A 14339-nucleotide genomic window follows, 5' to 3' on the forward strand; every position below is an offset into this window, starting at 1 on the left:
AACGGGAACTCAGATGGCCCGTATGAGACAGAGAGAGACTTGTCGCCATACTTTGACGTAGCTCGCTTCGCCACACATGCTCTTGATGAGTTGAAACGCAGCGGTTCGTACTTCTTCGGCGCCTCCAGCACTTGCTTACGGAAGTCCGTACGGTTCTCCGTCAAATTTGCCGGGCCGGTCATTTTCAACGAATCCTTTTCGGTGCGGCTCTCTATCCACTTCAGGCCTTCATCGCCAAGCAGCTTCTCGCATGTTTCCCGCTCCGCTGTCGCACGATCGTCACGAGCGTTTCCATCATCCGCGCTGGTGCAGCCACCGGCGCCAAGCAGAAGGGCCATCAGGCCGAGGAACCCGGCGCATCGCCTTCTCATTCAGTGACCTCTCGAATTGTCGGTGTCCGCTTGCCTCGCGCCGTGCATGTACATTGTGCGTAGATCCGGCTCTTCAGCACGCCAAGGTTCGCCAACTATCCCCTTGGACTCCGCATAGTTCACGATGGGTGTCATGGCATTGTCCTTGCCAATTTCATGCGCCTCGTCGATGCTCTTGATGGCCTCCTGGTCGTTGCTGTACTCCTTGGCCTCAAGCCAGTCGATGGTGCTGGTCGCCCATGCCGTCTCCGCCGCCCCACCGCCAGCCTCGAAAGCAAGCGGTACGGCGATCATGGCAGCGGCACCTGCGGGGACGATAGTGGCTGCTCCCACGCCCACTGCCGTGCCGATCGCGGCACTCGCGGCGAACTTGCGCCACTCCGCCTGCTTCTCCAGCTCCTTGTTGCGCGCCGTCTCGTCGTCGGCGAAGTCCTTGCCGATGGCCTCCATACGGGACTCGTCGAGCATGCCGTGCACCAGCAGGCTGTACCCACCTGCATCAATTGCGGCCTTGTGGTTGTCGCCTTGGGCCGCCATGAGGCTTGCACCGTAAACCTGCTGCGCACCGGAAACCGTCGCGTAGGAATCCGGGTCCGATCCCAGCGCGCGAAGGAACCCTGTGGAATCGGAAGAACCGAAATCAACCAGACGCTTCTCTTCAGCGTTGAGTAGTCCGTCGATTCCGGCCGGACCCCGGCTGCCCCCGAAGTCGCTCACCGAGTAGGTGAGGCTGTCGACATGCCCCGCCGCCATCCGCGCAAGACTGTCCCGCACTCCTGGCTGCCCGTCGATCAGCTCGGCGCTCTTGTAGTGGTCGACGACCTTGTCCATCAGGTCGGTCCGCTCAGCCCGTGCCGCGATGTCCGCCTCTGTCTTCAGCGGGGGAATCTCCGGGGTTTTGTCGTCGTACGCGTAGCCGAGCGTCCCCGACTCCAGAGCATGCCCCAGGTTCGCGTACCCGAGCTGCTTACCCTCTTCGTCCTCCGGCCATTTACGGACGTCGATCGGCTCACCATCGCTGTTCTTCTGCTCCTCACCCGTGAGGTACGCGAAATTGTCGAGCTTCTCCAGGCCCTTGGTGTCCGTGGAGCCGTTGAAGAACTCCGCGGATGCCTGCGGGTTGTGCGCCAGGCCCTCCAGGAAGCCGGCCATCGGGTCGTTCCCCTTGTCCGAGGGCGGGTAGTCCAGCTGCGTGTCGTCGCTCCACAGCAAGTCGGGGTTCCCTAGGGTCTCGTCCTTCCCCTTCTCACGCTCGAACTTGATCAGTTCGCTGCCGTAGCTATTGAGGAAGCTGGAATCAAACTTGCCCTTCTGCATCAGGCTGCTCGCCACCTGGAAACCGTACGGCCCTTCGAGACCCTGCCGGATCGGGAACTGCTTGTCCCCGGCTGCGACGACGTCGCGCTTCCATTGGTCCATGCCGTCGGTGTCGACGTGGGTGGCGTTGGCGAGGGACATGCTCATGTTGTCCTGGACATGGGCCAGCATCTTTGCCCGGTCGCCCTCGATGTCGGTGCCCGCCGGAGCGGCCAGGTCACGCCAGAACTGGAGGGTGCCCTCGCCGCCGAGGGATGTGGCGAGTGTGGCGGTGAACTGCTCGTTGTCGCGTTGGTTGCGCAGGGCCTCGTTGAAACGTGCGAGTTTGGCGTCGCTCCAGTCCCCGACGTTCCCTTCCTTGATCTTCTTCGCCCAGTACTCGGCTTCCTTCTTGCCCTGCCGCCTGTCCGCCTCTTCGAGATCCTTGGGCCCGCCGGTCCTGAAGTCGTTCTTGTTCTTCGCGATGTCACGCAAGGCCTTGGCTGCGATCCGATCGGTCTCCGTGGCCTCCCACAGGATGCGCGAGACGCGCTCGGCCGCCGCGTCCAGTTCTTCCTGGGTGGGGGCGAGTGATTTACCTTTCGTGACCGCCGGCGGGGGTGCAGCCGAGGTTGCCGTACCGTCGTCCGCGACGTAGATGTTCCGCTTCTCCGCGTCGGCAATGGCCGCCTTGAGATCACTGCGGTGCTTGGCAAAGTCGTGGTGTGTGTCGCGCAGCAGCCCGAGGATGGTCTTGGCCTCGGCGGCCGCGTGGCTGAACTCTTTCGCGGTCTTGTCAACGAATTCGCGGGTCACGGTGGCACTGTCGCCACTCCAAACGGCGCCGTTCGCCGCCTGGGCAAGTTCTCCGGCGGTGATGCCCTCGCCCTTGCCGGCGGCCAGGCGCTGGAGCTTTCCCACCATCGCCTCCCAGTCGGAGACGGCCTCTTGCAGCCTGCCGAGACGCAGCTGCGTCAGATCCTCTACGGTCAGCACCTGTTTCTCCTCACGTCAAGTAGCTGGAAATGACGGAGGCCTTGAGTGACGTCTCGATATCGACCTCGTCCTTCGCGTGCTGCGAGCGGGTGAAGTCGAGCCCGTTGGAGATGTGCGCGCAGGCTTCCTTGAGGACCTTGGTCTTGCTGTTCCACGCATCGTGCAGCTCGGTGAGTGCGGAGCCGGTGTCCAGACCGTCGTTGAAGAGCTCGATGGAGGCGTCGAACGTGCTCTGACGGGCGTGGTCGCTGTCCACGCGGAAGCGTTCTCGCAGGTCGTAGGCCATGTTGCCGAGTTTTCCGAGCTCGTTGTCGCGGACGACGAGGTCCTTGCCTCCTACACCCCCGCCTTCTGCGGGCTGACCGTTCAGCTGCATCCCGCTGGACCGACGCGCTGTGGCCTCCGCGTTCAACTGCTCCCATTCGGCCCAGGCCATCTGAGATTCCCCCGTCTGTAGAGATCGTCCGGACACGTTCGGACCGCAAAACCTTATGGATCATGGAGAGTTGCTTGCAAGGGCTAACGGTGAAGAGATGGCCAAGCCCTGTCGGCCACTGAAACTCTCTGGTGCCACGGGCCAGGTGATCCGCCTGCGGCGGCAGGTCACGGCAAGGGTGGGCCGTAGCCGAGTGGCGGGCGAGGCCGCGGGGGTGCCAGTGGCGGTCGGGGCCGGGGTGAAGGAGGCCCAGGACGCGCTGTCGACGTCGGTCGGTGGGTGGGCTGTGAAGATCGTCGTGGGAGATGGTGGGCAGGTCGGCCTCGGGTTCCAGGATGGGTATGCCACCGGGGGCCGAGTGGACGTCGGTTCTTGATCTGGTCGTGCTGGACTCGAGGTCACCCGCGGTCTTCGCTGCCCTGGTCCAAGGGCTGGCGCTGCGCTTGAGCGTGCCAGCGCCACTGCTCCCGCTGTTGGATGGGCCAACCTCGCGTCCGTCGGCCTGCACCTCGTCGAGCTGCATGTGAGCTGTGCGCTGCTCGGCCGCTGCCGGCTTGAGATGTTCCCACTCGTCCCACGCCATGCATGGTCTCCTTCCTTCGAGTGCAGTGGAGGGGTGCCAGTGCTGCTGGCTCAGCTGAACCCTGGTGAGAGTAGCGATAGTTGTGCCCGGCGAAGCTGAGTAGGTGTACTCAGGTGGGTGGAGTGGAGGACATGTCGTTCCATGGGGGCAGAGGTGGCAGTGTGTGACCTGCGGCCAACAGCAAGGCACCGAAAAGTTAGTCGCCTTGCGGCGTCACGGACTCGCAAGCGACCAAGTCTTGACTGGTAGCGGGTTCCCACGGAGAACAGTTGCGCCTTGTCCGCGGGGCCTGTGAGAGTTCGGCTGATGGCTGGTTCTCAACCCGGTGTGGCACATAGATCAGTTGGTAGTCACAGTGTGTGTGACTAGAGTGACGCGTGCGCGATAAGTGACCACCGAGCCACCGAGATCGTAAAGCGATCAGGGCGGGCCGGTAACGGGGAGGGAAGGCATCGTGCTTGCTACAGATGGGCGCGGGGGCGCCGCGCCGTCATCCGGCGCCGACCTCAAGCGCGGGCTGGAGGCGCTGAAGACCTTTCGTCGGCGCGTCAACACGCTGCTGACGGAGTTCGAGGGTTCGGCGGGCGGTTCGAGCAAGGTTGGGGGGTACAAGCTCTCCCGGGGGTCTTTTAGCGGTGGGGGGAGCTCGTTCCCCGCAGCCGATGGGCTGTACTCGCAGTACGACCAGGTTCACGAGCGGCTGACCTCGCTCTCCAAGATGCTCGGTGACCAGATCGACGCTATGGGTATTGCGGTGCATGGCGCGGACGTCGGCTTCGACAATCTTGACGAGGACCTTCGGCAGCGCTTTTGGGCGATCCAGACCGATGTCCGCCGCGAGCAGTTGTCCGATGAGCGCGAGCGGAGCGGCACGCCTGACTCGCCGCGTAGTAACGGCGACGCCGGCTCTGACTCCGGGTGGCGCTGATGAGCTTCGAAGGCCACCGCCTCAACGACATGATCGACTTGGTCGAACAAGCGAACCCCGCAGACCTGGAGAGCGCGGGCGAGGCCCTCAAGAAGGCCCGCAACGCGATTGCCGCGGCCGCCAAAGAGCTCGGCGAGCACATCGATCGCGTCGACTGGGAAGGCGAGTCGGGGGAGGCGTTCCGCAAGTGGGGCAAGAACCTCGTCAAGGACACGCATAAGCTCTCCGAGTTCGCTGACACTGCCAGCGTTCACATCGCATCCGCGGGTGCCGGGCTGGCATCCGTCCGAAGCTCCATGCCGCCCCGGGACCAGCGGGCCGACCCGAAGATGGTCGAGGACATCCCCACCCCCAAGCGGGTGGACGGCAATGCGGAGTACGACGCTGCGGCCAAGGCGGAGAACCATCGCCAAGAGGCGATCAACCAGATGAACCGGTTGTCGTCGTTCTACCAGGTGTCGCAGCACTCGATGGCTGACCAGGAGCCGCCTACGTTCTCGGCTATGCCGAATGTGGGAGTGCCGAGGCCTGTGGGCAGGGGTGATGGTCTTGGTGGTCGGGGCCGGGAGGCGGCGAGTTCCGCTGCGTTTCCCGCTGCACCTCAGCGGATCGCTCCTGCTCCCGTCGACGCTGCGATGTCAGACCCCGCACCTTCGAACGACACCTCGCCGCCCCGGGTCGCCGAACGTGGTCCGATCGCCACCCCGGACCAGTCTGTTGGCACGGAGATTGACAGTGTCGGTACCTTGCCGCCGCAAACCGTTGGCCCGGCACCCGGTTCGCCGCCTCCAAGCCCTGGTCCAACGGGTATTGGTGGTGAACCTGTTCCTCCCCTCGTGGGCGGTCCTCGGAACCCTGCGATCAGTGGCCCTGTGACTCGGACCTCAGCGCCCGCAGGAGGTCCCAAGACTTCACTCCCGGCTCAGGGGAGAACCATGGGCCCGTCAGGGCCGACTGCTGGTCCTGGACGTGCTCCTTCGGGTCCGATTGGACGCGCAGGACAGCCTGCCCCGGGAAGAAGCATCAGTGGCCCGACGGTGACTGGGCAGCCGCCGTTGGGGCGTGCTGTAACCGGAGGAACGCCTCGACCCAGCGAAGCAGTGGGCCCACGTTCTGGCATGCCCGGGACTGGTGCGGGACGCGCCAATGGCGTTGTCGGGGGGCGGCCTGCCTCCGGCCCGGTGCCGAGCCCTAGCAAGTCTCGGGTGTCGCGCGGCCCGGTCATTGGCGCTGAGGGCACTAGTGGTTCGAGAACCACAGGTGGAGGCGGAAACCAGCGCGGGGTAGTGGGAGCGACACCCCAGGGTCGCCCGGCCAGTGGGGGGCAGTCGCCTCGCCGATCCACCGCTAATGCAGATGGTGTTGTCGGGGCTCCCAGGGGGCGTGTGCCCACCCGCGGGGGCGGCAGTAACGGGTTCACTGCTGGTGGAGCAGGCTTGGTGCGTGGCTCTGGGAGCAACAGACAACGCCCTGATCGGGACGAGGACGAGGGCGCGCAGCGGCCGGGGCACCTGGTTGAGGATGAGGAAACACATCTGCCTAGCAGCCGACGGCAAGTGCCGCCGGTAATCGACTGATCGCGAGCGAGGACGTGCAGGGCATGGAGCCAAAGTTCGACCGACATGGCCAATGGGTCGAGCAGTTTTCGGGGTCAGCACGGAGATTTGCCGCTCTCGTGGGCTCGACAGTCGGTGTGTTGGCCCTCGTGTCAGTTGCGTTGGCCCCGAGCGCTGTTGCCGACGACGTTCAGTCTCAACAGTGGCACTTGGATGCCATGGGTGCCAATGACCTGTGGAAAGTCAGCACTGGCAAGGGAATCAAAGTCGCGGTCATCGACACGGGGGTCTCGAAGACTCCCTCCCTTGAAGGTCGTGTGCAGCCGGGCAAGGACGTGACGGATCTGCCCGGTGGGTCACTGGATGACTACGACAGGCATGGAACCACGATGGCGGAGCTGATCGTGGGATCCGGCCGAGGCGGGGGGATCAAGGGTTTGGCGCCCGGAGCGGAAGTCGTGTCTTTCCGCACAAATCTGGGCGACAAGTTCGGGAAGGAGGGTAGCCGGAGTGCCGAAGCAATTCGGGCCGCAGCCGACAGTGACGCCCAGATCATCAGCATGTCCTTCGGATCTGATTACATGTATCCAGATGAGGAGGAATCGGTGAAGTACGCGGCCTCGAAGGGCAAATTGATGTTTGCCAGCGTCGGGAATGAAAGAGAGAAGAAAAACTTCATCGGGTATCCCGCCGCTTACCCATCTGTCACGGGTGTCTCCGCTGCGGACAAGTCCGGCAAGGTCGCAAAGTTCTCTGAACGTGGTGACTACGTTGACTTGGCGGCCCCGGGCCTAGGTCTTCCCACATGGTGCGATGCGACCTTCCGCTCGTACTGCGACGACGGAGATGGAACGAGCGCGGCCACAGCCATCGCCTCCGCATCCGCCGCCCTGATCTGGTCCAAGCACCCCAACTGGACCGCCAACCAGGTCCTCCGCGTCCTCATCGACACTGCGGGCCGCGACTGGCCGAAGAACGATCCGAGTATGTACCTCGGTTATGGCCTGGTCCGGCCGGCTCCCAACTTGCTGGAGGGGAAGGGGGACCCTGGCCCTGCGGATGTTGACCCTCTCACCAACCAGAAGATTCCCGGTGTCGGGTCAGGCAAGGAGGCTTCGCCCTCTCCTTCCGAAAAAGCCTCGTCGAAGCCCTCGAAGGGATCTACGGGTGGTGAAGCCGCAGCGGCGGCTTCAAGATCGCAGTCCGCTGAAGGCGATAGCCAGCTGTGGTTGATCCTCGGTTCTGCTGCTGCCGTCGTGATGATCGGTGGCATCGCATTCATGACGATGCGTGCCCGCCGCAGAGCCTGAGCGCGGCGCGGCATCACTCGACGCATACCAACAAATGCTCAAGAAGGGAGCCCAGTCGTGGCTGAAGGCCAGAAGTTGAACAACCAGCAAGTGGCGCTGCTGAAGAAAGAGATCGTGGGCAAGTACGAATCGGTCCAGCAGCAGCTCAAGCGTCTCCAGGGCACCCTCGACACCATGGAGGTGAACTGGCGAGGCATCGGCGCGCACGCGTTCGACAAGAAGCAGACCGAGATCAACGAACGCATGCAGGCGATCGGGAGGATCCTGGTGGATTTCCTGGAGGCCATCAACGACAACGAGAAAATCGCCGATGGGCTTGAGGACCAGGTCCGGTCGACGATGAACAGTATTGACGTGCAACACGGCGGCAAGCACTCGGCCATCAGCAGCTACTGAAGCACTGATCCCAGCGGGGAAGACGTTCCCCACAACTACTGAGAAACGGGGTAGGCATGGCAAACGTTCACTTGGACGAGCTCGCGGTCAAATACGGCGGCCTTGACGCCATCACGACCGAACTCGGCATTCAGGCCAAGCAGTTGGAGGCCGACCTCGCGGACATCAAGCGGGCGGTGGCGAAGGTGGCCGAGGGCTGGGAGGGAGAGGCTCACAGGGCGTACGTCCTGAAGCAGAAGGAATGGGACAACAACGTCGAGGCGATTCACCGGGCCCTCGTGGACATCGGCCAGAAGGTCGGCCAGGCCGGCGGCGACTACCGCGGCGGTGACCTGAAGGGCGCCAGCTACTTCCAGTGATCTTGAGCATTACGCAGGTCCGGGGTGGGCATTCGCGGGAGATGCCCACCCCGACTCGTCGGCAATGCGAGCCAGGCAGTAACGGCCGCATTCCAGAATGCCGCGTAGTGCGGTGGCGCCGGATTTCCGAAAGTCTGCAGGTGCGATTCTGGCCGCCAGTGCGAGGAAGGGGAGAAAGGCGGGTGGGGTTCGTACGCGGCGCTGCCCTGTATGCCGTTCTGCCGCTGGCACTCGTCGTCGGTATCGGTTACGGCTGGTACTGGTTGAGTGACACCGGCAAGGAGTGGCGATATGAGGACCGACTCGCTGAGTACTGCGGCGGCTTGATTCCTCTCGAGGAGTCGGCAGCCTTCACTCACTTCGATAGGGCCGGCTTGTCGCGTGACATGCAGCGTGGCTACGGTCACCACCGCTTCAGCTATTGCCGTGTCGCAGACATGACCCTGATCGTCGGTCTGCTGCCCCACGACGCTCGCCCGTCTGGTTCGGGCCTGGACGACATCTTCTCGGAGCTGTCGTCGGCCGAGAATGCTGATCTACCCTTGCCTCTGGGCGGCGGTTGGCACGGCTACACGAACATGCTGAACACCAGCATTGTGCTGTCTTGCAGCAACAGACCCGCTTCCGGCGTCGTGACCTTTTCGAGCGACCAGCCGCACGAGGACTCGACTGGGGCCCGCGCTGCGGGGGAATTCGCGGCGGCCACCGCGAGCAAGGCGGCGAACCGGTTCCTGTACGGCTGATCAGGGAGGACCGATCCCATCGGTGCCTGCGCCAGAAGGGCAGCCCTCCCCGTATGCCGCGAGGGGAACCTGTCGCGGCATACCGATCCGTGAGCGCGATGGAATCCACTGGCTCAAGGAGACCGACGCGCCGGGCACCGCCGCTGGAAGTCTGCGTGTTGGGCGAGACCGAGGGGTGGGACGCAGCCCTCTTCGAGCTGGAGGCCGCGTTCGGACCCTATGCCCAGCGCCTGCTGTCAGCACCCGGTGAATCAGGCTCACGGGACGCGGCCAAGGGCATCGACCGGGATGGCGCGTGGGCGAGCGCTGTTTGCCCAGGCGCCACACGGGCGGCCTTCCGTATCAACGCCACGCAGTTCGCCGATCCGCAATGAGAGTTCCTCAGTAAATCCCTGAGTGCGTTCGCCGAACGCGCCGCCAAGCAGCACGGCTGTACGAACCTGAAGTTGCCGAACTGATCGGCGGATGACTAGGCGCAGCGCGCATAGGTCCCCGGCGGAACGATGACAGCAACACCCAAGAGCCGCATTGATGCCGTCGCCGAGCTTGGCACGGACGTAGATCTGCCGGAGCCGTACTCGTCAAGTGGGCGGCTTGCTTGGGTGGTTGACAGACGGGGCGGAATCCCGGCGGGCTATAGGCCGACCGCGGCTTGGCGTGGCATGGCCACGACTCCCTCGGGGAGGTAAGCGATCTCGACACGCTCCTCGCCTAGCGCACCTTGACGTGCTGCTCCGACTCCTGGTCCTCTGCCTCGGCCATGACGCAGAGGACACTTCCTGACGTTCCAATGAACCTCTCGCGCTACCTACTTGGAGCCCTCTGGGGGACGCGCCACATACGCCTGGACCCGGATCATTCCTGTCTCACGCGCCGGAAGTGGAGATGATCATGCCCAGGCGCAGGGCAGGAACTCCCACCCCCGACAAGGCGACCTTTGCTCCGTGGGGAGGATCGAAGAAGTCCACGCGCCGTTGGTAGCGGTCTATCCAATCCAGCTCGACGTATAGGACTTCTGACGTCGGTACGTGAGCCGCGCTCCTGACGCTGAATGATTGCTCGGTTCGTGCGACTCCCGCTAGACACCGCACCGTGCAGATGGCTTCCGAAGGGCTCACGGTCTCCACCGTAAGTATCTGAAGTTCGGTGCTAGCCAGGGCAGTCATATTCGGTCCCCCTTCCCCTGCCGTACGGCGTCTGTCGTACGGTCCTGATCAGCCTGATCCCCTTAATACTCCCCAGCCACCAACCCCGTCTGCACCAACGGCTTCCCCCGCCGCCGCGAGACGAAGGTCCCCCGCCCCGCCGGCATCGGCCGCGGTCGCACGCCGCCCAGGATGTCGCCCTCGCCCGGGTCCCCGGCGAGCACCACCCCCTGCGCGCCCAGCTCCTTCATCCGCTGCATGAAGGGTTCGTACGCCGCACGTCCCGCGCCCGCCGTAGACCGCGCGATGATGAAGCGGACGCCGACGTCGCGGGCGAAGGGGAGCAACTCGGTGAGCTGGCCCAGCGGGTTGCCGCTGGACGTGGAGACCAGGTCATAGTCGTCGACGATCACGTACACCGTAGGGCCCCGCCACCAGCTGCGGTCCCGGAGCTGCTGCGCGGTGACGTCGGCCGTCGGCGTGCGGCGGTTCATCAGGTCGGCCAGCGCCGTCATGTGGTGGTCCATGGCGTTGGACATGGGGATGTACTCCGCCAGGTGCGAGGCCGGGGTCACGTCGAGCAGGGAGCGGCGGTTGTCGACCACGAAGAGCTTGCACTCGTCGCCGCTGTAGCGCTCGGTGAGGCGGGTGATCAGCAGGCGAAGCAGGTTCGACTTGCCCGACTCGCTCTCGCCGAAGACGAAGAAGAACGGGTCCTGTTCGAAGTCCACGAAGACCGGTTCGAGGTTGGTCTCGTCGAGAGCGAAGGACACACCACGGTTGGGGAAGACGTTGCCCGGCGGGAGCTGGTCGGAGGGGAGCTCCCTCGGCAGCAGGCGGACCTTCGGTGCGCCCGGCTCCGTCCAGTGGCGGGACACCTCGGCGGTCAGGGTGGCCGTGGCGTCAGCGAGGTCCGTGTCGGACGACAGCCCGTCGATGCGCGGGACCGCCGCCATGAAGTGCTGCTTCTGAGGGGACTGGCCCCGGCCCGGCACCCCTGCCGGGACATTGGCGGCGACCTTGCGGTCGAACTCGGAGTCCATGGTGTCGCCGAGGCGCAGTTCGAGGCGGTTCATGAGGTGGTCCTTGAGATTCGCACGGACCTCCATCGACCTCGATGCCGAAAGGACCAGGTGGACTCCGTAACCGAGGCCGCGCGCCGCGATGTCCAGGACCGCAGGCTCCAAGGCCTCGTAATCCGAGCGGAAGTTGCCCCATCCGTCGATGATCAGGAAGACGTCGCCCCACGGCTGGTCGGCGACCGAGATGTCACCGCGGGCCCTCCGCGCCCGGAAGTCCGCGATCGACGCGATGCCGGACGTACGGAAGTACTCCTCGCGGCGCGTCATCACGCCGTACACCTCGGCGACCGTGCGCCGCACCCGCTCGGGGTCGAGGCGCGAGGCGACCCCGCCGACGTGCGGGAGGCCGGCGACGGCAGCCATGCCACCGCCGCCGAAGTCCAGGCCGTAGAGCTGCACTTCACGCGGAGTGTGCGTGAGGGCGAAGGACGCCATCAGTGAGCGCAGCAACGTCGACTTGCCGGACTGCGGGCCACCGACGATCTGCATGTGGCCCGCCGCGCCCGAGAAGTCGCACCACAGCGCGTCACGACGCTGCTCGTACGGCTTGTCGACCAGACCGAGGGGGACCACGAGCCGCCCCGCTCCCTCGTAACCGGGCTGCGTGAGCCCACGCCCCGGCACGGTCGCGAGCCCCGGAAGCAGCTGGTCCAGGGACGGTGGGCTGTCCAGCGGCGGCAGCCACACCTGGTGGGCCGCCGGGCCCTGTGCCTCCAGGCGGCGCACGATGACATCGAGGACGGTGTCGGCCAGTGCGTCGTCCGGGTCAGTCGCCGACTGCGTACGCGGCTCCGGCACGGCCGCCGCCGCGGCATAGCGCACGGGTACCTCGGCAGCCGTGAACAGCACCGGACGGCGGTCCACCGGCCGTGGCCCGCCCAAGGCGGCGGCCTGCTCCGATCCCGAGCGGTACACCCCGGAGACGTACGCCGCCTTGAAGCGCACCATCTCGTCCGTGCCGTACTTCAGGTATCCGGAGCCGGGCACGTTCGGCAGCTGGTACGCGTCCGGTACGCCGAGCGCCGCACGTGACTCGGCGGCGGAGAACGTCCGCAGACCGACGCGGTACGAGAGATACGTCTCCAGGCCGCGAAGCCGACCCTCCTCCAGACGCTGCGAGGCCAGCAGCAGATGCACGCCGAGGGAGCGGCCGATACGGCCGATCTGCACGAACATCTCGATGAAGTCCGGCTTGGAGGTGAGGAGTTCGCTGAACTCGTCGATGACCAGCACCAGGGACGGGATCGGCTGGAGCGGGGCACCGGCCGCGCGGGCCTTCTCGTAGTCGTGGATGTTGGCGTAGTTGCCCGAGTCGCGCAGCAGCTCCTGACGCCGGTTGAGCTCGCCGCGGATGGAGTCGCCCATGCGGTCGACGAGCGTCAGATCGTCCGCCAAGTTCGTGATCACGGCGGCGACATGCGGCATCTGCGCCATGCCGGCGAAGGTCGCACCGCCCTTGAAGTCGGCAAGGACGAAGTTCAGGCTCTCGGAGGAGTGGGTGACCGCGAGGCCGAGCACCAGAGTGCGCAGCAGCTCCGACTTGCCGGAACCGGTGGCTCCCACGCACAGACCGTGCGGGCCCATGCCCTCCTGCGCCGCCTCCTTGAGGTCCAGCATCACGGGGCGGCCGTCCTCGCCGACACCGATCGGCACGCGCAACCGCTCGGCCTGCGCGCGCGGGCGCCACGTCCGGGCCGTGTCGACCGAGTTCGCGTCGCCCAGGCTCAGCAGATCCGTGAACTCGAGGTTGGCGAGCAGCGGTTCGTCGTCGTCCCCGCCCGATGCCACCCGCAGCGGGGCCAGCTGCCGGGCCAGCGCCTCGGCGGCCTCGTAGGAGAGGAGGTCGGGCGTGCCCTCGTACACCAGGCCGTGTCCGGATTCGATGCGCAGCGACCTCGGCTGGACGACGAGGGACAGCCCACCTCGCCCGCCCGTCAGTTCTCCCGGCACGACCTCCAGGACCGTCACTCCCTGCAGCCCCTCAGGGGACGCGAGGACCGACATGGGAGGCAGCGAAAGACCATCGAGTACGACGACGATGTGCGGTTCGTCCGGCACGTGCGCTCCGCCGGGGTGGAAGCGGGGGCGCCCCTGCAGCCGGGCGGAGAGCATGGCCTCGAGCTCGATCGGGTCACCGGTGATCAAGCGTCGGCTGCCCGCACCGTCCGCGCTGCCCTGCGTCTGGCAGTGCGGAAGCCACTTGGACCACTCCCATTCCGGAGCGGCGTCCCTCCCCACCGCGACGGCGATCACCAGGTCCTGGGGGGAGTGCAGCGAAGCGAGAGAGCCGGTCAGCGCCCGGGCCGCTGCCCGGACGGTGTCTGGATCACCGCTGACCGTCACGTGGTAGAAGGCCCGCAGAGAGATCGCCATGGGCAGGTCTTCCAGCGTGCTGTGCGCGGCGAGGAAGCGCTGCATCGCCCCCGCGGTGAGCGGTTCCAGTTCGTCCACCGGCGCGGTCTCCGGCGGTACGAGCGGGGTGGCGAGCGACTGGGGACCGAGTCCGACGCGCACCTGCCCGAAGTCCTCGTCCCCCGTGCGGCGTTCCCAGACCCGGCTGCCTTCGGCGACCAGGGCCCACAGCTGCTCGGGCGACGGGTGCAGGTAGTACTGCGCGTCGCGCTGCGCCCTCGCGGTATCCAGGGCTCTCCGCCGGGTCTGCTTCAAGTAGCGGAGGTAGTCGCGCCGCATGGTGGCCAACTCGCCCTGCGTCCCGCGCCGGTAGCGGATCAGCATCGCGACGGACATCGCCACCGTCGACGCGACCATCACCATGCCCATGATCTTCATGAACGGATGCGAACTGGGCATGAAGAAGAACACCACGGAGCCGCCCATGCCCAGCATGGGTAGGAGCTGCATCATCGCGCCCTCCTGCTGCCCACGCGGCAGTTCGGGCGGCGGCTGCAGCACGACTTCTTCGGTGGGCACCTGAGACGGCAGAGCCCGAGGTGGGCGCTTCACGACGATGTGGCTCACTACGCACCAATTCCCCTACAGGGCCGAGGTGTTCCGTCCGCCGCCCCGTTTCAGGCGGACGCAGGCCGCTGTGTGATCCTACTGATACAGGTGGTGACCGGTCGGCGGTAGGGTGCGGATGTGCGCGTGAGCACCTGCTAATCCGGCCGAAGAGCCGCC

The 14339-nt window shown here is 65.6% G+C and carries 9 protein-coding genes; 6 read left to right on the forward strand and 3 right to left on the reverse strand.

The genetic code is table 11. The features are described from left to right. Window positions 1-371: 371 nt before the first annotated feature. Together ACWGI2_RS36180 and ACWGI2_RS36185 are read right to left on the reverse strand one after the other, a co-directional pair. Window positions 372-2663, reverse strand: coding sequence for a hypothetical protein (locus tag ACWGI2_RS36180; RefSeq protein ID WP_453700085.1), 2292 nt, complete (start codon window positions 2661-2663; stop codon window positions 372-374). A gap of 10 nt (window positions 2664-2673) precedes the next feature. Next, on the reverse strand, window positions 2674-3099 hold the full coding sequence (locus ACWGI2_RS36185; protein WP_453400870.1) for a hypothetical protein: 426 nt from the start codon (window positions 3097-3099) through the stop codon (window positions 2674-2676). Between the two features lie 1037 nt (window positions 3100-4136). Here ACWGI2_RS36185 and ACWGI2_RS36190 point away from each other — a divergent pair. The 6 genes from ACWGI2_RS36190 (at window position 4137) to ACWGI2_RS36215 (ending at window position 9348) form a co-directional block, all read left to right on the forward strand. Continuing rightward, window positions 4137-4610 (forward strand): hypothetical protein, encoded by a 474-nt coding sequence (locus ACWGI2_RS36190; RefSeq protein ID WP_453700087.1) that lies wholly within the window; start codon window positions 4137-4139, stop codon window positions 4608-4610. Window positions 4611-6384: 1774 nt separating this feature from the next. Continuing rightward, complete coding sequence (locus ACWGI2_RS36195; protein WP_453700089.1) at window positions 6385-7476, forward strand: S8 family serine peptidase; 1092 nt, start codon at window positions 6385-6387, stop codon at window positions 7474-7476. Window positions 7477-7533: 57 nt separating this feature from the next. After that, entirely contained in the window at window positions 7534-7872 is a 339-nt protein-coding gene (locus tag ACWGI2_RS36200; RefSeq protein WP_453400867.1) for a WXG100 family type VII secretion target, read from the forward strand. Window positions 7873-7928: 56 nt separating this feature from the next. Further along, window positions 7929-8231, forward strand: coding sequence for a WXG100 family type VII secretion target (locus tag ACWGI2_RS36205; RefSeq protein WP_453400866.1), 303 nt, complete (start codon window positions 7929-7931; stop codon window positions 8229-8231). A gap of 182 nt (window positions 8232-8413) precedes the next feature. Further along, the gene (locus ACWGI2_RS36210; RefSeq protein ID WP_453700090.1) at window positions 8414-8974 is read left to right on the forward strand and encodes a hypothetical protein; all 561 of its coding nucleotides are present in this window, start codon (window positions 8414-8416) and stop codon (window positions 8972-8974) included. Between the two features lie 155 nt (window positions 8975-9129). Beyond that, window positions 9130-9348, forward strand: a complete 219-nt coding sequence (locus ACWGI2_RS36215; RefSeq protein ID WP_453700091.1) for a hypothetical protein — start codon at window positions 9130-9132, stop codon at window positions 9346-9348. Between the two features lie 854 nt (window positions 9349-10202). On the opposite strand, the gene eccCa is transcribed toward ACWGI2_RS36215, so the two are convergent. Continuing rightward, window positions 10203-14180, reverse strand: a complete 3978-nt coding sequence (gene eccCa, locus ACWGI2_RS36220; RefSeq protein ID WP_453700092.1) for a type VII secretion protein EccCa — start codon at window positions 14178-14180, stop codon at window positions 10203-10205. Window positions 14181-14339: the final 159 nt, after the last annotated feature.

This window comes from Streptomyces sp. NPDC054866, assembly GCF_053610745.1.